General features: G+C 66.4%; 19 protein-coding genes and 1 pseudogene. 10 read left to right on the forward strand and 10 right to left on the reverse strand.

Features of this window, described 5'->3' with window-relative positions:
* The first annotated feature begins 184 nt into the window (after positions 1–184).
* The gene (locus QQL87_RS19370; protein WP_284418910.1) at positions 185–601 is read left to right on the forward strand and encodes a Ros/MucR family transcriptional regulator; all 417 of its coding nucleotides are present in this window, start codon (positions 185–187) and stop codon (positions 599–601) included.
* Between the two features lie 10 nt (positions 602–611).
* On the opposite strand, the gene QQL87_RS19375 is transcribed toward QQL87_RS19370, so the two are convergent.
* On the reverse strand, positions 612–1,037 hold the full coding sequence (locus tag QQL87_RS19375; protein ID WP_284418911.1) for a SufE family protein: 426 nt from the start codon (positions 1,035–1,037) through the stop codon (positions 612–614).
* A gap of 74 nt (positions 1,038–1,111) precedes the next feature.
* The gene (locus QQL87_RS19380) at positions 1,112–1,573 is read right to left on the reverse strand and encodes a DUF5330 domain-containing protein (protein WP_284418912.1); all 462 of its coding nucleotides are present in this window, start codon (positions 1,571–1,573) and stop codon (positions 1,112–1,114) included.
* A 387-nt stretch (positions 1,574–1,960) separates the two neighbouring features.
* Between QQL87_RS19380 and QQL87_RS19385 the strand changes: the two genes are divergently transcribed.
* Genes QQL87_RS19385 through QQL87_RS19395 form a run of 3 tightly spaced genes read left to right on the forward strand, consistent with a single transcriptional unit; the run spans position 1,961 to position 4,883 of the window.
* Positions 1,961–3,793, forward strand: a complete 1,833-nt coding sequence (locus QQL87_RS19385) for a PAS domain-containing sensor histidine kinase (protein ID WP_284418913.1) — start codon at positions 1,961–1,963, stop codon at positions 3,791–3,793.
* Positions 3,786–4,481: a peptidoglycan-binding domain-containing protein gene (locus QQL87_RS19390; RefSeq protein ID WP_284418914.1), complete on the forward strand. Its 696-nt coding sequence runs from the start codon at positions 3,786–3,788 to the stop codon at positions 4,479–4,481. Before QQL87_RS19385 ends, QQL87_RS19390 begins: the two co-directional genes overlap by 8 nt.
* A 51-nt stretch (positions 4,482–4,532) precedes the next feature.
* Positions 4,533–4,883, forward strand: a complete 351-nt coding sequence (locus QQL87_RS19395; protein WP_284418915.1) for a DUF1491 family protein — start codon at positions 4,533–4,535, stop codon at positions 4,881–4,883.
* Positions 4,884–4,887: 4 nt separating this feature from the next.
* Here QQL87_RS19395 and QQL87_RS19400 read toward each other — a convergent pair whose 3' ends face one another.
* A complete protein-coding gene (locus QQL87_RS19400; protein ID WP_284419041.1) occupies positions 4,888–5,853 on the reverse strand; it encodes a DUF2336 domain-containing protein in 966 nt (321 codons plus the stop codon).
* Positions 5,854–6,246: 393 nt separating this feature from the next.
* Here QQL87_RS19400 and QQL87_RS19405 point away from each other — a divergent pair, with 393 nt between their 5' ends.
* Both QQL87_RS19405 and QQL87_RS19410 read left to right on the forward strand, forming a co-directional pair.
* Positions 6,247–6,435, forward strand: coding sequence for a hypothetical protein (locus QQL87_RS19405; protein ID WP_284418916.1), 189 nt, complete (start codon positions 6,247–6,249; stop codon positions 6,433–6,435).
* Between the two features lie 26 nt (positions 6,436–6,461).
* Positions 6,462–7,214, forward strand: coding sequence for a hypothetical protein (locus QQL87_RS19410; protein WP_502871194.1), 753 nt, complete (start codon positions 6,462–6,464; stop codon positions 7,212–7,214).
* Between the two features lie 6 nt (positions 7,215–7,220).
* On the opposite strand, the gene QQL87_RS19415 is transcribed toward QQL87_RS19410, so the two are convergent.
* Positions 7,221–8,114 carry a LysR family transcriptional regulator gene (locus QQL87_RS19415; protein WP_284418919.1) on the reverse strand — a complete coding sequence of 298 codons (894 nt, stop codon included), beginning with the start codon at positions 8,112–8,114 and terminating at the stop codon, positions 7,221–7,223.
* A gap of 97 nt (positions 8,115–8,211) precedes the next feature.
* On the opposite strand from QQL87_RS19415, the gene QQL87_RS19420 reads away from it, so the two are divergent.
* Positions 8,212–9,069 carry an MBL fold metallo-hydrolase gene (locus QQL87_RS19420; protein WP_284418920.1) on the forward strand — a complete coding sequence of 286 codons (858 nt, stop codon included), beginning with the start codon at positions 8,212–8,214 and terminating at the stop codon, positions 9,067–9,069.
* On the opposite strand, the gene scpC is transcribed toward QQL87_RS19420, so the two are convergent.
* The 5 genes from scpC to QQL87_RS19445 form a co-directional block, all read right to left on the reverse strand.
* Positions 9,047–10,537: a succinyl-CoA:acetate CoA-transferase ScpC gene (gene scpC, locus QQL87_RS19425; protein WP_284418921.1), complete on the reverse strand. Its 1,491-nt coding sequence runs from the start codon at positions 10,535–10,537 to the stop codon at positions 9,047–9,049. The genes QQL87_RS19420 and scpC overlap by 23 nt on opposite strands.
* A gap of 105 nt (positions 10,538–10,642) precedes the next feature.
* Complete coding sequence (locus tag QQL87_RS19430; RefSeq protein ID WP_284418922.1) at positions 10,643–11,146, reverse strand: CYTH domain-containing protein; 504 nt, start codon at positions 11,144–11,146, stop codon at positions 10,643–10,645.
* Positions 11,147–11,261: 115 nt separating this feature from the next.
* Positions 11,262–11,846: a DUF1254 domain-containing protein gene (locus tag QQL87_RS19435; RefSeq protein WP_284418923.1), complete on the reverse strand. Its 585-nt coding sequence runs from the start codon at positions 11,844–11,846 to the stop codon at positions 11,262–11,264.
* Positions 11,843–12,424, reverse strand: coding sequence for a DUF1214 domain-containing protein (locus tag QQL87_RS19440; RefSeq protein WP_284418924.1), 582 nt, complete (start codon positions 12,422–12,424; stop codon positions 11,843–11,845). Before QQL87_RS19440 ends, QQL87_RS19435 begins: the two co-directional genes overlap by 4 nt.
* Before the next feature lie 15 nt (positions 12,425–12,439).
* Positions 12,440–14,719 carry a transglycosylase domain-containing protein gene (locus tag QQL87_RS19445; RefSeq protein WP_284418925.1) on the reverse strand — a complete coding sequence of 760 codons (2,280 nt, stop codon included), beginning with the start codon at positions 14,717–14,719 and terminating at the stop codon, positions 12,440–12,442.
* Between the two features lie 361 nt (positions 14,720–15,080).
* Here QQL87_RS19445 and QQL87_RS19450 point away from each other — a divergent pair, with 361 nt between their 5' ends.
* Both QQL87_RS19450 and QQL87_RS19455 read left to right on the forward strand, forming a co-directional pair.
* On the forward strand, positions 15,081–15,593 hold the full coding sequence (locus QQL87_RS19450) for a YcgN family cysteine cluster protein (RefSeq protein ID WP_284418927.1): 513 nt from the start codon (positions 15,081–15,083) through the stop codon (positions 15,591–15,593).
* Between the two features lie 169 nt (positions 15,594–15,762).
* Positions 15,763–17,346 (forward strand): MDR family MFS transporter, encoded by a 1,584-nt coding sequence (locus QQL87_RS19455; protein ID WP_284418928.1) that lies wholly within the window; start codon positions 15,763–15,765, stop codon positions 17,344–17,346.
* A 187-nt stretch (positions 17,347–17,533) separates the two neighbouring features.
* Here the strand turns inward: QQL87_RS19455 and QQL87_RS37340 are convergent, their stop codons facing one another.
* Positions 17,534–18,157, reverse strand: coding sequence for a helix-hairpin-helix domain-containing protein (locus tag QQL87_RS37340; protein WP_502871195.1), 624 nt, complete (start codon positions 18,155–18,157; stop codon positions 17,534–17,536).
* Here QQL87_RS37340 and QQL87_RS37345 point away from each other — a divergent pair.
* Positions 18,149–18,651 (forward strand): annotated as a pseudogene (locus QQL87_RS37345) (hypothetical protein); the annotation flags it as partial. The gene QQL87_RS37340 and the pseudogene QQL87_RS37345 sit on opposite strands and share 9 nt — an antisense overlap.

An 18,651-nucleotide genomic window follows, 5' to 3' on the forward strand; every position in this document is an offset into this window, starting at 1 on the left:
TCGCCGTCAACTGGCATACGGTACACAGTACTGGAATTGGGACAGACGTCTCAAGAAGAAGTCCTCACCTTCTTGTCATTTGGCCAGTCATTTGCCCATATTGCTTGGAGAATTGACAGATGACGCAATCACCCGCTTCGGGTGATACTTGCGAATGAAAGTCAGTGGGCGGGATGAGTTTTCAATGACCGAAGGGGCCGGCAAGAGCTTTATCGATCTGACGGCCGACATCGTCTCGGCCTATCTCAGCAACAATCCGACGCCTGCAGCCGAGATTCCGTCGCTCATCAGCCAGGTGCATGCCGCGCTGACCCGGGTCGCGGCCGGGCGCAGCGAGCCGGCGCCGGAGCCGACGCGCCCCGCGGTGCCGGTGAAGAAATCCATCCACCCGGACTATCTGGTCTGCCTCGAGGACGGCAAGCGCTTCAAGTCGCTGCGGCGGCATCTGCGGACGCAGTACAGCATGACGCCCGAGCAGTATCGCGACAAATGGAACCTGCCGCCGGACTATCCCATGGTGGCGCCGAACTACGCCGTCACGCGCTCGCAGCTCGCCAAGAAGATGGGTCTCGGCCAGCAGCGTCCGGAGCGCGAGAAGTAGCCCGGATCGATCAGGTCGCCGTGGCGAGTGCTTCGCGGGCGTCCGCGCGGATGCGCTCGACCATGGAGCGCAGGCCGTTGGAGCGCTGCGGCGTGAGGTGGTCGCGGAACCCGAGCTCGTCGAACACGGCGGGCGCGTCGATGGTCAGAATCTCCTGCGGCGTCCGTCCGGAATAGAGCGTCAGCAGGATCGCGATCAGGCCGCGGACGATGTGGGCATCGCTGTCGCCGAGATAGTTGAGGATCGGCGTGGCGCTGCCGTCATCGACATGCTTCGACAGCCAGACTTGGCTGGCGCAGCCCTGCACCTTGTTCGCGGCGGAATGCTCGTCCTCCGGCATCGGCGCCAAGGTGCGGCCGAGCTCGATCACATAGCGGTAGCGGTCGTCCCAATCGTCCAGCAGGGCAAAATTGTCGCGGATATCGTCGATCGTCATGGTGCTCTTCGGTCCCGTCCGAACCCCATATAGGCGTTCGGCGCGACGAAAGCGACAGCCGGTTCCGAGACAAATCAGGGCGACGGCGGCAGCTGCCATTCACTGCTGAGGTCGTCGGTCGACAGCGTGTCGGCCGGGGCCTCGCTCGCGGGAACCTCCGCCATGACGGGAGCGTCGATCGAGCCGGTGTGATCGTTGCCGCGTTTGTCGCGGCTGGCCGGCTTCACCGGGCCGATGAACTTGTCGGCGGCGTTTGGCTTCTCGGCCGTCTCGGGCTTGTCGGTGATGATCTGATAGATCTTGCGCGCGCCTTCCTCGGCGCGATGACCGATCACGGTCGCAGCCTGGCCGCCGACCTCGCAGGCCTGCGGCTGGCGCTTGCAGAACTGGCTCATGTCGGAGACGGCAGCCGTCGCGGCCTGCACGGCTTCGTGCGCATTGATCTGCGGCAGCTTGTCGGTGTCGGGGCTCTTCTCGCGCGGCAGCAGCACCAGCACGAGCCCGAGCCAGAATGCCATCCGAAGCAGAAAGAACATCACGCAACCCCGACCCGTGCTGCTGATCCCGCGTCCGTTCCTGACCGCGCAACCGAGATCGCAGCTGCCTTGTTCTATGTCGCGACTGCTTGCATTGGGCTTAATTGGTTGAGAATTCGCGAAGCGGACCTCCGAACTTTTTTCGGCGTAAATTTTTGGTTGGCGCGAACCGAATGCGTCATGCAACCGGCTGTGGATCGCGGCGCTTTCGCAACCGCAGGCGCGGCCGGAAACGATGCATTCACCATCCCGTCGGAATGGCGTGGTTGCCGCAGTCTGGGCCTTAGCGTTCGCTTAATGCGAGTCTGACACGGTGCTTCAGACGACAGGGGGCGTCCCGGCGCGTTCTCTCAAGTAGAACGACCGATGGGCCGAGGCGCGAGAGCCGTGAGTGTGTTGAGTATCATCCGCGATTGTCTTGATGCGTTGCTGCATCCGTCGGCTCGAACTGATGCGATGACGCGTGCCCGCCATCGCGCCTTCATCGCGCCGCGCCTGCTCGGCAGCCTCGCCGCCTTCGCTGTGTTCCCCGCCTATCTGGCGATGCGCGGAGCGCCGAGCGCGCTCGAGGTCGGCGCGCTGACATGGCTGATCGCACCGATCCTGTTGTCCTGGTATCTGTCCCGCACCGGCCGCTATGAGAGCGCCTGCGCGCTGTCGTCGCTGGCGCTGTCCGCCCTGATCATGGCGGTGTCGATCGAGACCGGCGGGATCGAATCCTTTGCCGCAGTCTGGCTGATCGTCGTTCCCCTCGAGGCAGCGTTCTCGGCATCGCGCCGCGTCGTCGTGCTCTCCGCCGCGCTCGCATTGTCATGCGTGCTGTTGCTGATCCTGATCGGGCATCTCGGCTGGCTGCCGAAGCCGGAGACGAATCCGGCGCTGCGGACGAGCCTGCTAGCGTTCGGCGTCGCCTCCGCCACGCTCTACGCCGCCGTGCTCGCCTTCGCCGCCGATACGCTCGCGCGCACCAGCGTGACCTTGCTGTCGATGGAGGAGGAGCGCTACCGTCTGCTCGCGCGCAACATGAGCGACGTGATCTCCCGCCATCGCCGCAACGGTGCGGTCATGTTCATTTCGCCCGCAGCGGAGACGCTGCTGGGAGCGCCGGTCGCGCAGTTGCATGGCCACGGCCTGTTCGAGCGTGTCCATGTCGCGGACCGGCCGGCCTATCTCACGGCGCTGGCCGAGGCAGCGGGCGGCAGCGAGGCATCGAGCGTCGAGTTCCGGCTGCGCCGCGACGCGCCGGGCGAGGGACGCGGGCTGCAGCATCAGGTTGATTTCATCTGGGTGGAGATGCGCTGCCGGCCGCTCGATCGCGCAGGCGTGACGCCTGCGGGATCGGAGCAGGAGGTGGTCGCGGTGCTGCGCGACGTCACCGACCGCAAGCTGCAGGAGCAGGCGCTCGAGCTGGCACGCGGCGCAGCTGAGCGCGCCGACGCCGCCAAGACGCGGTTCCTTGCGACCATGAGCCATGAGCTGCGCACGCCGCTGAACGCCATCATCGGCTTCTCGGAGATGCTGATGCAGGAGCAGATGCTGGTGCTCAACGCCGCGCGGCGCCGCGAATATGCGCAGCTGATCAACGATTCCGGCCAGCATCTGTTGTCGGTGGTGAACGGCATCCTCGACATGTCGAAGATGGAGTCGGGCAATTTCGAGCTGACGCCGGAGCCGTTTGCACCGCGCGCGGCGCTGTTGAATTGCTGCAACCTGCTGGCGCTGCGCGCGCGCGAGAACGGCGTCGATCTGGCGGCGGACGTGCCGCATGATCTGCCCGTCATCACCGGCGACCCGCGCGCCTTCAAGCAGATCGTGCTCAATCTCGTCTCCAATGCCATCAAGTTCACCGAGCGTGGCGGCCGTGTTGCCGTGTCCGCCGGCGTCGATGGCCCGCGTCTGCTGTTGCGAATCACCGATACCGGCTGCGGCATCGCAGCCGACGATCTCAAGCGCATCGGCGATCCGTTCTTCCAGGCAGGCAAGACCTATCAGCGCCGTCACGAGGGAACCGGACTGGGGCTTTCGATCGTGAAGAGTCTCGTGAACTTGCACGGCGGCGAAATGTCGATAGAAAGCAAGCTCGACGAGGGAACGACGGTGACGGTCGCGCTGCCGATCAACTGCGTCGCCGAGACGACGGCCGGCGCCATTGTCACCCCGCTGTCGCCCGTGCGTTCCGCCCAGGCAGGGCAGGTGATTCAGGTGAAGAAGAGTGCCTAGACGAGCTGCAGATGATGATCAGGCGCCGCCGCGCCGTCGCAAGCGCGCGGCTGCGGCTGCCGCCGTCCTCGAAGCTGCTGACGAGCGCGGCTTGCTGATGCGCGCCATGCTGTACAGCCCGAAGGATCTTCTTGCCGGCCTGCTGGCCTGCGCGGCCTGCAGCGCGATCATCGTCAATGCCGTGTTCCTGCAATCAGGGCCGCATCCGGCACCGATGTTCGGTTCCATCGTGACCATTCCGCCGGTTCTTGCGAGTTCCAATCCGTTGCCCCGTGCGAGGCCGGCGGACGCCATCTCTCCGTTCGATCCGAAGGTGATCGAGACCCGGCCGCCCGAGACCCGTGCGACGGAGCCGAAGGTGGCCGACCAGCGATCGGCGGATGTACGGTCCGACCAAAAATATGCCGATCCCCTGGCCGACCTCGTCCGCTCCGTGAACGGCGGCCAGGGCAACGTGCCGCGTCCGCAGCCGACCCAGCAGGGCGCCAATGTGCGTCGTGTCGCCGCCGTTCAGCGTGCGCTGACCGAATATGGCTATGGTCAACTGAAGCCGACGGGGATGATCGGCTCCGATACCCTGACGGCGATCCAGAAGTTCGAGCGCGAGCGCAAGCTGCCGGTGACGGGGCAGGTGTCGGATCGCCTGGTGCGCGAGCTCGCAATTGTCATCGGGCACCCGATCGAATAGAGCAGGCCGTCAGCTGCCGGTTGCAGCGCGCTTTCATGCGGCCCGAACATCATGCGATTGAAGACGAGCATCTGGGTCAGCGCCTATCTGCGCCGCTGCCAGTCGGCCGGCGTGTTCGGCGCGATCAGCCACCGTGGCGCGGAGGAGGCGGGCGCCGTCTTCATCAAGGTCGCACTGATGGATCGCACGGCGCAGCTCTACGTCCCGGCGCCGCAGACGGTCTATGACGACAGCAGGCCGATCGAACGTCTGTTCGTTCCCGCCTCGCCGCAACCGATGGCGGAGTTCGAGGTCGACGAGCGGCTCCGCAAGGAGCTGCGTTTCGATCCCGATGCGTGGATCGTCGAGACCGAGGACAAGCAGGGCCGTCACTTCCTCGATCTCGCGCGCGAGCAGCCGTAAGCCGTCAGCGCTTGAAGCCGTCGGTTCCGGTGCGAACGATGGGCTTCGATAGACCCGGCGTGCCGGCCCGCGCCGAGCTCGCGCGAACATGCTGACGTTCGTCGTCGTACAGGGCGGTGCGGTGCTTGGCCCTGACCGCCGCCATCGCCGAGCCGCGCCATGCGGCCAGCATGATCAGCGCTGCGCGCTCGCTGAGGCGGCCGTAGAAGCGCGACAGCCGAAACACGGTGTGGACCGACTGACCCATTTCAGGCTTGAGGAACAGCAGCACGCGCTCGAACACCGGCGCCGGCATGCCCAGGGCCTTGGCCGCGCAGGCAAGCGGTTCGCCGCTCTCATCGTTCATCACCTCCTGGGTGATGCGTGCGGGCAGGATCAGGCTTTCGCCGAGCTCGATCGTGAAGGTCTCGACGTCGGCGTTGAAGGCGGCCATTTCCAGCGCCTCGATCGCGTGCGCTGCGCGATGCAGCGGTGTCGGCGCGGCCGGTTTCAGCGGCGCCGTCGCGATGTTCTCCAGGATGGCGATGCGCTCTTTCGACCCCGCGCGCAGGAACATCTCGCTGAGCTCGGCCGCATCCCTCGGCTGCATCGCCAGTCCCGTCGAGTCCGAATCGTCGCGCGTGGACGCTCTCGCTGAGGGTGAGCGAAGCGCGGGCGGGATCAGGCCCGCCAGCGGCCGCATCGGCTCATCGAGCGCCGGGCGCAGCCCGAGCTTCGTCAGGATCTCGACCGGCGTGTTTGGATAGATCGCGAGGCGCGCGCGCACGGCGGCGCGGGTCGTGTCATCGACGTCATCGACCAGCCGCGAGACCAGCTCGACGAACTGCCGTTCCTCGTCCGCCGAATGGGTGCTCGCCTGGACATAGAGATCGGTCAGGACGCGCAGCAACGTCGGCTTGATGTCGACGCCCTCGCGGCGCGAGAGCGTGAGCAACCCGTCGAAGCCGGGAAACAGCGAAGATCTTGTCATGTCGGGTACGCAACTTCGGCAATCGTTGCGCCGATTAGAGCCCGTTTGTTTTAATAGGGCGTTAAGGAAAACAGACGGTGAAGATGGGCCGAAACTTCCCGGTGAGACAAAGGCGCAACGCTGGCTTGCCATTTCCCGTGCCGCTGCACGCGATCCGTGTTCGCTTGCAGCGCATTAAGATCCTCTTAACCACGTCCTGATCTTAATCGACCCGTTCGATGATCGCGCCTTGGCCTCGTCACGCCGCCGGCCTGATCCTCGCCGCGTTGGATGCCGCGTCGCCAGTCGTTGCGGCGGCATTCGTGATCGTCAGTTTTGCGTGCCCCAGTGCCTGCGAAGTTCGGGCAGCGGGGAGTTGGGGGGTAAGAACTTCGGGCACGAAAGAGAGTCAACATGGCGACCATCATTGAATTCCCGGCGGACGTTGCGCGTCGCGCGCGGCCTGCCGTGGCCGGCGCGCCGCAGGAGGGCATGGCAACGATCCTGATTCTTCCCGTCGTTCGGATCGAGCGCGAGGGCTCGACCGACGACCGCGGCCCCCGCGAGGGCGCCGCTCCGAGCCGCCGCCGTCGCCGCCGCTGACATTCGGGGGAATGGGAATGCCGGCCATGAGGCTTCCGGCCCGGCGTGTCGCGCCGTTCGTTGCATTGCTTCTCGTCGGCGACCTGCTTGCCGGCTGCAGCGGCGGTGATTTCGGCCGCACCCGAGCCGACATGCGCAACGACGACATGCACAAATGGATCGGGGCGGAAGCCACCGCGAGTGTCGGCGTCAAGCCGTCGCAGTTCCAATTGACCGACAATGAGCGCCAGCTGCGCGATCTGGCCTATCCGCTGATCGAGCCGCCGCATTCGCGTCCCGCGTGGAAGGCGGTGTTCGGCGACTATCAGCCCTCGGCCTCGCCGTGGCGCCAGAAGGTGGCGTTCGACCGCACCGCCTATGGCCGCGCCTTGATCGACGAGCCGCACCGCTCGCATGCGTCGCGCTATCAGCAGCTGATCGACGACGTCCGCGACGACATCACGCGGTTCGAGCCGTTCTTCGCCTCCGCCATCCGCGTCATCGACCTCGATCGCAAGCGCGATGCCAGCATGGCCTACATGACCGAGCTCTCGCCGCGCGAGAAGGCCGATGCGGTCGCGCGCATGCAGGAGAACTCGCTGATCGTGCAATGGGTGCAGATCAGCCTGGAGCAGCGCGTCTCGTCCTATCGCTGGGCGCTGGAGCGCCTGGTGCTACAGGCGCCTGACGGGATGGCCGCCGAGGCCGATCGTCTCATCAACGAGCTGGCCGCGCAGACCGCCAATCCGCCGGTCGCGGCGCGGCCCTTGATCGAGCGGCCGCTGACGACGCGGGGCTAGATCAGACTAGCCTTGCGTCCGCTTGATCCGGTGCCGTGCCGGCTTTGCCGGCGCTCGCTTCTGCCGCCCTGCTGCGGTGCGCGGCTTCTTTGGCGCTGCCGCCCGCAACGTCGCGATCAGCGTCTCCAGCACCTCGGATGGTGGGCGCGACGCCGTATAGGCCAATCCGACCTGACGCTTCAACGTCATGTCGATGTTGCGGACGGCGATATCGCTTCTGCCGTGGACGACGCCTTCAGGAACGATCGCGACGCCGACACCGGCGGCCACGAGTGCCAACGCCCAATCCTCGGTCTCGGCGATCGCGGCGACCTCGCGCGGCTTGCGCCCGGCCAGCGCGCCATTCTCGCAATGACAGCGGTCGATCATCGCGACGTCGGCGAAATCAGCCGCCCGCAGCCGCGGCTTCAGCGTCAGTGGATGGGCCAGGGGCAGGGCTGCGACATAGCGCTCACTCCATAGCGGCAGGAAATGCTCGTCGTCACGGATGAGGCTTCTGGCGACGACGCGCGCGTCGGCCCGCTCCGAGGGACCGACGATGTGAAGCTTGAGATCCTGGCGCGCCGTGAGCGGTTTGAGCAACGCGGTGACGCGCCGCCCGTCCAGGGTGCGCATCAGGCCGAGCTTGAGCACCTGCTTCGGCGCGCCTTGGCGGAACAGGTTACGGGCCGCGTCGGCCTCATCGACGATGCGGCGAGCAATCGGCTGCAGGCGTTCCGCGGCCTCGAGCGGCACGACGCCCTTGCGGTGGCGGATGAACAGCCCGGTGCCGAGCTCGGTCTCGAGATTGGCGATCGCCAGCGAGATCGAGGGCTGTGACACGAAGCAGCGCGCCGCCGCTCTGGTCAGGCTTCGCTCCTCGAAGACGGCAGAGAAATAGCGGAGCTCGCGGATATCCATAGGTACAGCCTATGACAAGTATCAATCATCAATATTTTACTTATTGCAGGAGCAGACGCAAGGATGCGCCGGATCTGGCAGGCTTGGGAGAAGGTCGATGCGCGTCCACCACATCAACACCGGCACGATGTGCCCACGCGGCGGCCGATTGGTGAGCGGCAGCGGCGGCCTGTTCGCGCGTGCACGTCTGGTCTGCCACTGCCTGCTGATCGAGAGTGATGACGGATTGGTCCTGGTCGACACCGGCATCGGCACGGCCGACATTGCCGAGCCCGCACGATTGGGGGAGCGCTGGGTGAGGCAGGCCGCGCCGCGGCTCGAGCCGTTGGAAACGGCGTTGCAGCAGGTGAAGGCCATGGGCTTCTCGCCTGACGATGTCAGGCATATCCTGCTCACGCATCTCGATCGCGACCATGCCGGCGGCATCGGCGATTTTCCCAGGGCCAAGGTGCACGTTCATCGCAAGGAGCATGCGATGGCCGTCGACGGGGCTCCACCACCGCCGCGCGGCCGCTACGTCGCCGGCCAATGGCGTCATTGTCCCGATTGGCAATTCTACGGCGAGGACGGCGATAGCTGGTTCGGCTTTCGCGGCGTCCGCGCGCTCGGCGACAAGGACCCTGATATCCTGATCGTTCCATTGCCCGGCCATACGCCCGGGCATTGTGGGGTGGCCGTACGTCGCAGCGGCAAATGGCTGTTGCACGCCGGCGATGCCTATTTCTTTCACGGCCAGCTCGACGCGCAGCCGCGCATGCCGCTACTGCTCGGGCTGTTCCAGCGCAGGGGTGATCTCGATCGTACGACCCGCATCGCTAACCAGGAGCGGTTGCGACGCCTGAAATGCGACCATGGCGATGAGGTCACGATCGTGAACAGCCACGATCCCGTCGACTACGAGTCATGTCGCTGTGGTGAGCCGGTCGCACCGCTCATCCTGGCGGGACGACGTTGAACGCCTCGTCGAGCAGATGCGGCGTGTGCTTGCCGGTCGCATCGCGGCAGGCGCGCTCGAAATAGTCCGATAGCGCCGGGCGGAATTTCGCGTGCGCGGCCTTCTCGATGATGGTGCGGGCGCGCTGCTTCGGCGACAGTCCCCGCAAATCGGCGAGCCCGTGCTCGGTCACCAGGATCTGCACATCGTGCTCGGTGTGATCGACATGGGTGACCATCGGCACGATGCTGGAGATCGTGCCGCCCTTGGCCGTCGACGGCGTCATGAAGATCGACAAATAGGCGTTGCGCGCGAAGTCGCCGGAGCCGCCGATGCCGTTCATGATGCTGCTGCCCCTGACATGGGTCGAATTGACGTTGCCGTAGATGTCGGCCTCGATCAGCCCGTTCATCGCGATGACCCCGAGCCGGCGGATCACCTCGGGATGGTTCGAGATCTCCTGCGGCCGCAGCACGATGCGGTCGCGCAGGAACTCGATCTCGCGGTTGAACTCGAGCGCCGCATCCGAGCTCAGCGACAAGGCGGTTGCGGAGGCGAGATCCATCCGCCCCGAGCGGATCAGGTTCAGCATGCCGTCCTGCAGGACCTCGGTGTAGGCGGTCAGATGCGGGAAGGGACCGTCGTCCAGCCCGGCCATGACGGCGTTGGCGACGTTGCCGACGCCGGACTGCAGCGGCAGCAGGTTGCGCGGCAGGCGGCCCTGCTTCACCTCATGGGCGAAGAACTCCAGGATGTGACCTGCGATCGCGCGCGAGACGTCATCCGGGGCCGCGAAGGTCGTGTTGCGGTCCGGGGCATGGGTCTCGACGACGGCGATGATCTTGTCGGGGTCGCAGCGATAGGTGGTCTCGCCGATGCGGTCGCCGGGCGCGATGATCGGGATCGGTTTGCGATGCGGCGGCAGCCGCGTGCCGTAGTAGACGTCGTGCATGCCGAGCAGCGCCGGGTTCATCCACGAATTGACCTCGATGATGACGCGGTCGGCCTGGTCGAGCCAGGTCTTGTTGTTGCCGATCGAGGTTGACGGAATCAGCCGCCCATCGGGGAGAATGCCCGAACATTCGATCACGGCGATGTCGAGGTGGCCGAGGAAGCCGAACCAGACGAACTGCGCGACGTGGCTGAGATGCAGATCGATATACTCGATGCTCCCCGAGTTGATGCGCTGCCGCGTCGTTGGATCGGACTGGTAGGGCAGCCGTAGATCGATGCCGTTGGCCTTGGCGAGCGCGCCGTCGAGCTCGGGCGCGGTCGAGGCGCCGGTCCACACGCCGATACGGAACGGCTCGCCGCGGGCATGCGCCGCCTCGATGCGGCGCGCCAGCGCCAGCGGCACGGCCTTCGGATAGCCGGACCCAGTGAAGCCGCTCATGCCGACATTGTCGCCGGGCTTGACCAGCGCGGCGGCCTCGTCCGCCGACATGATCCTGGCGCGCAGCGCCTGCGACATCACCTGCGATGAACTCATCCTGCCCAACTCCGTGCGCAGGCCGTTCGGACCCGCAAAGCCCGCGCTGTTTAGGATGGGCGTTGCACCGGCGGATTGACGCGCGTCAAGCCGCGTCTCTGTGCATCACAGACCTGCAGGACGCGCGCGTCGCAGCTCGTGCACCGTCGCCGCCCGCAGGCGCTCCGTCAGCAAATTGGCCTTGCTGTAGCGCGGGTCGCCGGTGACCTCGTCGCCGATCCAGTCCGGGAGCGTCACGACCGTCGTTTCCGCCGGCAGCTCGATCTCGGCGATGATGATGCCGTCGAGCGCGCCGTGATAGACGTCGACTTCCCAGACGCCGCTGTCGCCCGGCACATAATGACGCGTCTTCTCGATGATGCGCCCCTCGCAATGCGCGAACATCGCCTCGGCATGGTCTCTGGGAATCTCGTATTCGAACTCCTCGCGCGACAGTCCGCGCCGGCCGCTTTTCACGCACAGCGTCGTCCGATTGCCGTAGCAGCGCACGCGAACCTTGAGTCCGTCCTGGCGCGCGACGAGGCCATCGCGAAGCGGCTCACTGTGGGTCGCCTGATCCCGCCAAGCGTCGGTCCTGACGAGAAACTTACGTTCGATTTCGAGGGGCATGACCTGATGATGAGCGAACCGTCGCGACGCCAATGAATCCATATCAGCTGATCGGGACAGGCTCTATGCCACGAAGGGTGAAGAGAGCGTTGTTGAATTGCCGCGATCGCCGACCTTACCGCTTGCCGCGCGGCTTTTCCGCCTTGGCGGGAGCCTCGGCTTGCACGCCACAGCTCGCCGACGCCAGCGAGGCCTGCGCCTGCGGCATGAGGCCCGGCTCGGCGGCCAGCGCCTTCAGCACGATCAGCCCCGTGGTGGTCGGCGAATCGATGATGAGCCGGTCCGCTGCGGTGATCTCTTCGTCCTCGGGCAGATCCTCGTGCTGGGCCTCGGTCATCAGGTCGAGCTCGATGACGCGCTTGCCGGCCGAGCGGTCGTTGATCGCGTAATAGGCGATTTCGTTGCGGGTGTAGAACGACACCGATGTGTAGGCCTGGCTCACGGGAACCGTGAGCTTCAGCGGTCCATCCGACAGATCGTAGCGGCAGATCGCCATCGCGAAGGCCGGATCCATGAACGGCATCGGCGAGTTGCCGGGATCGGCGAGCGGCAGCGGCGTGACGGCGTTGAGCTTGGTCATCGGCGTCAGCCGCGAATAGGCGTCCTGGGTCGAGATCCGCGGCAGCGCCAGCACGCTGACGAGGTGGACCACACCGCCCAGCAGCACGCCGACGACCACCGTGAACAGCAGCCGGATCATGATGGGCAGCCCACTGTGGAGATCGACGGCATCGGCGCGTCACGCTGGGTTCGAGTCGCCACGCCGACCGGCGTGTCGTACAGCCGCAGCATCAGCGCATAGCGCTCGATGCCGCCGGTGGGCAGCCAGTTGCCGGACCGCGAGCGCGCGGCCACGCGGATCTCGAACGATCCGTCGGCGCCGCGCACCAGCTCCTGGCTGGTGAAGCCGTAGCGTTGCAGCGTGTTGGCGACGAGATGGCCCTTGCGGTCGTAGAGCGTCAGAGTCCAGAACCGCGCCGGCGGCGTGACGCCACTGACCAGGATGTCGCAGCGGCCGTCGAGCGGCTTCTTCTTGTCGTCCGTGGTGGCGGTGAAGGCGACACCGTCGCCGGTGCCGATCGGCAGCTCGCCGTTGCGGGTGATCGTGGCGCGCGCGTAAGGATCGACGTCCGCGGTTCCGGTCTTGGGACGCGCTGTCCAGGCGCCGATCGTCAGGGTCCCGAATTCGGTGCCGCGTGTCGTGGTGATCCAGGTCGCACCGATGCCGACGCCGGTGGCGATCAGGAGCGTGAGCAAGGTGATGAAGAGCAGCCGCACGGGAAATCGCTGACGTCAGTTCTTGCGCAGGGCAGGGGCTGTCACGCCGTCGGCCGTTGCCGCAGCGTAGTTCTCAGGAAAGGCGAGCGCGCTGGATGACACCGGCTTGCCGGGCTTGCGCGGGTCGGCTGGCGCGGCCTTTTCGGCGACGCGGGCGGCGTCGTCGAGCATCTTTTCGACCTGGACCAGGACCTCGGCGCCGCGGCGGGTGAGGATCGGCGGCGGGCCCGGCTTGATCTCGAGCGTCTTCGGCTGGCCAGCCTGCGCCATCGCCGCATTGGCCGGCTGCGGCAGCTTCTCGCCCATGCCGACGCCGGCCAGCTCCTTGACCTCGACGCCCTGATGCGCGGCGACCATGATGTCGTGCCAGGTCTGCGCCGGCAGCGAGCCGCCGGTCATGCGGTTGGTCGGGGAATAGTCGTCATTGCCGTACCAGACCGCGCAGGTGAAGTTGCCGGTATAACCGACGAACCAAGCGTCACGATAGGCATTGGTGGTGCCGGTCTTGCCGGCGGTCGGAATGCCGTCGAGCGCGGCGCGGCGCGCCGTGCCTTCGCTGACCACGTGGCTCATCATGCCGGCCATGTCGGCGGCGACGGAGGCGGGGATCGCCTGCTTCGGCTTCGGACCGTCGCGGTCCCAGCGCCAGACCAGGTCACCGGCGCCGGTGCGCACCTCCAGCACCGAATGCGGTGTCACCGCCTTGCCCTTGTTGGGGAAGGTCGCATAGGCGACCGCGTGCTCGATCACCGTGACTTCGTCCGAGCCGATCGGCATTGACGGCGTATCGGGCAGCGGTGCCTTGAGGCCGAAGCGGCGGGCGACCTCGACGATCTTGGCGCGGCCGGCCTTCGGGCCCTCCTTGCCGCCAAGCGCGATCGAGAGCTTGACCGGCACGACGTTGATCGAGCGGGTGATGGCCTGGGTCAGCGTCACCGAGCCGGAATAGGAGTGGCCATAGTTCTGCGGGCACCAATTGCCGATGCAGACCGGGCCGTCAACCACGATCGAGGTCGGCTTGAAGCCGTTCAAGAGGGCGGTGGTGTAGACATAGGGCTTGAACGACGAGCCGGGCTGCCGGTAGGCGTCGGTGGCGCGGTTGAACTGGCTGGCGCCGTAGTCGCGGCCGCCGACCATGGCGCGGATGCCGCCGTCGAGGTCGGAGACCACCGTGGCCGCCTGGGTCGCGTGGTAGTCGCGGCCGAACTGGCGCAGCTGGTTCTCGATGGCGTCGTCGGCGGCGTGCTGCACGGTCATGTCGATCGAGGTCCGCACCACGAACACGCGCTCGGTGTAGGATTTCGGGAACGTGTCGACCAGCTTGCGCATCTCGTCGAAGGCATAGTCGAGGAAGTAGTTCGGCGAGCTCTCGTCGCGGCGGTCGACGGCGAAGGCCGGATTCCGGCGGGCGCCGAACACCTGGCCCTCGGTCATGAAGCCGGCGTCGACGAGGTTGTCGAGAACGACGTTGGCGCGGGCGCGGGCCGCGGGCAGGTTGATGTGGGGCGCGAACTTGGTCGGCGCCTTGAACAGGCCGGCCAGCATCGCCGCTTCCGACAGGTTGATGTCGCGCACCGACTTGTTGAAGTAGAAATGCGCGGCGCCGTCGACGCCGAAAGTACCGCCGCCCATATAGGCGCGGTCGAGATAGAGCTTGAGAATCTCGTTTTTGGTCAGCCGGGTCTCCAGCCAGATCGCCAGGAACGCCTCGTTGACCTTGCGCTCGATGGTGCGCTCGTTGGACAGGAACAGGTTCTTGGCGAGCTGCTGGCTGATCGAGGAGCCGCCCTGGCGGACGCCGCCGGCCTGGGCGTTGGTGACCAAGGCGCGGGCGAGGCCGGGGAAGTCGATGCCGAAATGGTCGTAGAAGCGGCGGTCCTCGGTAGCGAGCGTCGCCTTGATCAGGTTGTCGGGGAAGTCTTCCAGCGGGATCGAGTCGTTGTGCTTGATGCCGCGGCTACCGATCGGGTTGCCGTAGCGGTCGAGGAAGGTGACCGCGAGGTCGGATTTCTTCAGCCAGTCCTCGTCGGCGGTCTCCCGGAACGCAGGGATGGCAAGCGCCAGCATCAGCACCAGGCCGCCGAGGCCGATGGTGGCGGCCTCCGACAGCGGCTCGACGAACACCCAGCGCTTCCAGCCGCCGACATAGAAGCGGTCCATGAACGCCGAAAACCGCTCGTAGAGTTCTCGGGTGCCGCGCAAGGAGGAGAACAGCGCCGAATCGAATCGCGCATCGAGATCCAGGCGGAAATTGTTGATCCGCTTCTTCCAATCGTCTGGAATGATCTGCCGCACGGGAACCCTGGTCGTTTCGAAAGCGTCTCAGCTGGCTTCGAAAGCACTCAGCACGAGGGCTGGGGCTGTCGAAAGGTCTTGCGCGTTTGTTGCGGCAAAGCCAAGGCATTTGCGCCAGGGCACTCGAGCCAAGGTTGGCCGGACTCGATACGCCGGAACGCGAGCCGCCCTGTCGGCGCCGCCGCTGGAGTGACTCAGTCTAGCCCATTCTATCTAGCCGAGCGGGGGGGATAAACCAATGGTTCCCCTCACAATTCAATACACAAAGCTAACGTCGTGCTTGAGCGGGCGCGAGCCCCTTGCGCCGCCCCTTGCCGGGCACCTAGATGGCGGCGACGCCGCGCCCGATGGGAATCGACCGATGACAGCACCCTTCAAGCGACCCTCGGGCCAGGAGGGATTGTTCTGGAAAACCAAGACCTTGGAAGAGATGTCGGAGGGCGAGTGGGAAAGCCTCTGCGACGGCTGCGGGCGCTGCTGCCTGGAGAAGCTCGAGGACGAGGATACCGGCGACATCTATTTCACCCACATCTCCTGCAAGCTTCTGGATGCGGGGCTATGTGCCTGCAAGGACTACCCGAACCGCTCCGAACAGGTGTCGGATTGCGTTCGCCTGACGCCTGAGAACGTGCGCACGCTGACCTGGCTGCCGCCGAGCTGCGGCTACCGTCTGGTCGCGGAGGGGCGGGATCTCTACTGGTGGCATCCCCTGATCTCGGGCGATCCTCAGACGGTGCATGAAGCCGGCGTCTCCGTGCGCGGACGAGTCGAGGGAACGGAAGAGGATGTTCCGGACGACCAGCTCGAGGATCACATCGTGCAATGGCCGGTGCAGCTGCCGAAGCGGGCCAAGCTGAAGCGCCGGCCCGCATAGCTCGATCACTTCGCAGCTGCAGTAAGTCACGATGACGCGACCGGTCCGGCGCCTCCGGGATGCACCCATGCGCGCGACCCGCTGCCGCCAGGGAAAATTATGCCTTAAGTAGTTCGCTACCCAGCGAATCCGCGCGGCCCTCGTCGCGCCCGGCACAGCATTTATTCCCATGAACAAGTTCGATCGGCAGAGCCATTATCCTGCCGCGTCCCCATCCTTGCCCGAAGAGCTCGCCGCCGAGCTGCCGGCGATTCCGCCGCAGATGCAGGCGATCGACGATGCGCCTGCGATCGTCTCGACGGTGCCGCTGACCCCGGCCGAGGTGCGTACCATCCTGATGAGCCTGCTGCTGACGATGTTCCTGGCCGCGCTGGACCAGACCATCGTGGCGACCGCGCTGCCGACCATCGGCCGCGAGTTCCAGGACGTCACCAATCTCTCCTGGGTCATCACCGCCTACCTGCTGGCCTCGACCGCGGTGGCGCCGGTGTTCGGCACGTTGTGCGATATCTATGGCCGGCGCTCGATGATCATCACCGCGCTCAGCCTGTTCGTGGTCGGCTCGGTCGTCTGCGCGCTGGCCCCGAACATGCCGGTGCTGATTCTCGCCCGCGGCCTGCAGGGGCTCGGCGGCGGCGGCATCATGCCTGTCGTGCAGACCGTGATCTCCGACGTGGTCAGCCCGCGCGAGCGTGGCCAGTACCAGGCCTATTTCAGCGGTGTCTGGCTGCTCGCCGGCCTGCTCGGGCCGGTCATCGGCGGCTTCTTCGCCGACCACCTGCACTGGTCGATGATCTTCTGGATCAACGTCCCGCTCGCGATCGTGGCGCTGGCACTGCTGCTGCCCAAGATGGGCCGGCTGCCGGTCTATCACCGGCTGCGCAAGGTCGACTGGACCGGCGGCCTGCTGCTGATGGCCTCGGCCGTCGTGTTCATGCTGGTCCTGACCTGGGGCGGACACAAGCTCGCCTGGCTGTCGCCGACCATCCTGGCGATGATCGGCAGCGCGGTCGCGCTGGGACTGGCCTTCGTCTGGCACGCCAAGCGGGCGGACGAGCCGTTCCTGCCGCTGTCCCTGATGGGCGGCACGGTCATTCCCTACGGCATGCTGGCGAGCGGCTGTGCGCTGGGCGCCTTGATCGGACTCACGGTTCACCTGCCGCTTTATTATGAGCTGGTCTATCATCTGACGCCCAGCCAGGCCGGTCTCGGCCTGATCCCGATCGCGGCGATCTCGACCTTCGGCGCGGCGATCGCCGGCCGTACCATGGCCCGGGTCAAGCACTACAAGCGCGTCGCCATCATCGGTACGCTCGTCGGTACCATTGCCGCTGCGATCATGACGGTGACGACACCGTCGCTCTGGGTGCTGATGGTGCTGTTGTCGATCTTCGGCATCGGCCTCGGAACCGCGTTCCCGATCTCGGTCGTGTCGCTGCAGAACGCGGTCGACCGCTCGCAGATCGGCACCATCACCGGCGCCATGAACTTCTTCCGCTCGATGATGTCGTCGTTCACGGTCGCCGCTTTCAGCGCCATCCTGCTGATGGTCCTCGGCGCCGACATTTCGCTCGCCGAGGGCGCCCATGGCGCGGTCAGCGGCATCGCCGAAGCCGACATGATCCACGCCTTCCGCTTCGTCTATGCCGCGGCGACGGCGATGCTGGCCTGCGCCTCCGTCTGCATGATCCTGATGGAGGAGCGGCCACTGGCGGGCCCGTCGCGGACCGAGCCGGTAGAGATGGCGGAGTAACGAAAGAGTAGGGTGGGCAAAGGCGCGAGGCACGGCCTTTTGTTCGAGGCGCGGTGTCACGCGCCGTGCCCACCATCGTCCTGCACAGTCCGCGGCAATATGGTGGGCACGGCGCCACCACGATCGCGTGTGAGGAGAGGGCGCGTCAGCGCCTTTGCCCACCCTACAGTGCGGACGCTTAGCGCCGCTATTCGCGCGGCTGGACGACCTCGATATTGTCCTGCCCGCGCGAGCCGTCGTCGAGCGACGACTTCACGAGGCCCGCCTCGACCCGTTTCGCAAACTCGGTGGTGCCGCCGCTCGCCAGCTCCTTGGCCTGCGAGATCCATTGTTCGCGCTCGATCCGGCCGGCGAATGCGAGATATGAGCCGACCCATTTGGCGTGGTCGGCGGTCCAGGCGGCGATCTGCTCGAAGTGCCAGATGCCGAGGCCATGCAGGCGCGCCTCATTCTGCTTGCCGATGCCCTTGATCAGCTTGAGGTCGTCGGCCTTGCCGCCGCGCGGCGCCGCCAGCCCGAGTGGCCGGGCGCCGGCATGGGCCTCCTCGTTCTCGACAGGCGGCATCAGCGCCGGCAGGTGGGCCAGGAGGTAGCTGGCCTCTTCCTCGCTCAACGGCGCGTCGGCCTGATCGTCGATCGTGATCGCTCCCGATTTCACCGCGGTCGAATGCGCGGTCTCGAGGCCGGCGGCGAGCAGCTTGGCCTGGGCGATCCAATGCTCGCGCTCGATGCGGCCCGGGAAGGCCATGTGATGGCCGACCCAGCTCGCATGGTCGGGAGACCACGCCGCGATCTGGCTGAAATGATGCACGCCGATGTCGTTGAGGACGCGCTCGTTCTTCGGCCCGACGCCTTTGATGAGCTTGAGATCGTCAGCGGCGCCGTCGGGCGCGGGCAGGGCCGGTGGCCGTCCATCGCCGGCCTCGCTCTCCGGAGCTGGCTCGGCGGCAACCGCGGCGACCTCGGCCGCCAGGCGGTCAGCCTCGGCGTTGGCCGCTGCTTCCGCGGCGAGGCGTTCGGCCTCCGCCTTCGCGGCGGCTTCAGCGGCAAGGTGATCGGCTTCGGCCTTCGCAGCCGCCTCGGCGGCCAGGCGATCGGCTTCGGCTTTCGCCGCCGCTTCAGCGGCCAGGCGATCTGCCTCGGCTTTCGCCGCCGCTTCAGCGGCCAGGCGATCAGCTTCGGCTTTCGCGGCCGCTTCAGCGGTCAGGCGATCGGCCTCGGCTTTCGCGGCGGCCTCAGCGGCCAGGCGATCGGCCTCGGCTTTCGCGGCGGCCTCAGCGGCCAGGCGATCTGCCTCGGCTTACG

Source organism: Bradyrhizobium sp. SSBR45G, from assembly GCF_030159255.1.
Taxonomy (GTDB): Bacteria; Pseudomonadota; Alphaproteobacteria; order Rhizobiales; family Xanthobacteraceae; genus Bradyrhizobium.

What these genes read in the sequence shown, in the direction of transcription:
- QQL87_RS19435 (WP_284418923.1), bottom strand. Translation starts at nt 11,846, where the DNA reads ATGATCCGGCTGCTGTTCACGGTGGTCGTCGGCGTGCTGCTGGGCGGT.
- QQL87_RS19370 (WP_284418910.1), top strand. Translation starts at nt 185, where the DNA reads ATGACCGAAGGGGCCGGCAAGAGCTTTATCGATCTGACGGCCGACATC.
- QQL87_RS19375 (WP_284418911.1), bottom strand. Translation starts at nt 1,037, where the DNA reads ATGACGATCGACGATATCCGCGACAATTTTGCCCTGCTGGACGATTGG.
- QQL87_RS19450 (WP_284418927.1), top strand. Translation starts at nt 15,081, where the DNA reads ATGACAGCACCCTTCAAGCGACCCTCGGGCCAGGAGGGATTGTTCTGG.
- scpC (WP_284418921.1), bottom strand. Translation starts at nt 10,537, where the DNA reads ATGAGTTCATCGCAGGTGATGTCGCAGGCGCTGCGCGCCAGGATCATG.
- QQL87_RS19455 (WP_284418928.1), top strand. Translation starts at nt 15,763, where the DNA reads ATGAACAAGTTCGATCGGCAGAGCCATTATCCTGCCGCGTCCCCATCC.
- QQL87_RS19380 (WP_284418912.1), bottom strand. Translation starts at nt 1,573, where the DNA reads ATGTTCTTTCTGCTTCGGATGGCATTCTGGCTCGGGCTCGTGCTGGTG.
- QQL87_RS19395 (WP_284418915.1), top strand. Translation starts at nt 4,533, where the DNA reads ATGCGATTGAAGACGAGCATCTGGGTCAGCGCCTATCTGCGCCGCTGC.
- QQL87_RS19410 (WP_502871194.1), top strand. Translation starts at nt 6,462, where the DNA reads ATGAGGCTTCCGGCCCGGCGTGTCGCGCCGTTCGTTGCATTGCTTCTC.
- QQL87_RS19405 (WP_284418916.1), top strand. Translation starts at nt 6,247, where the DNA reads ATGGCGACCATCATTGAATTCCCGGCGGACGTTGCGCGTCGCGCGCGG.
- QQL87_RS19420 (WP_284418920.1), top strand. Translation starts at nt 8,212, where the DNA reads ATGCGCGTCCACCACATCAACACCGGCACGATGTGCCCACGCGGCGGC.
- QQL87_RS19430 (WP_284418922.1), bottom strand. Translation starts at nt 11,146, where the DNA reads ATGCCCCTCGAAATCGAACGTAAGTTTCTCGTCAGGACCGACGCTTGG.
- QQL87_RS19400 (WP_284419041.1), bottom strand. Translation starts at nt 5,853, where the DNA reads ATGACAAGATCTTCGCTGTTTCCCGGCTTCGACGGGTTGCTCACGCTC.
- QQL87_RS19415 (WP_284418919.1), bottom strand. Translation starts at nt 8,114, where the DNA reads ATGGATATCCGCGAGCTCCGCTATTTCTCTGCCGTCTTCGAGGAGCGA.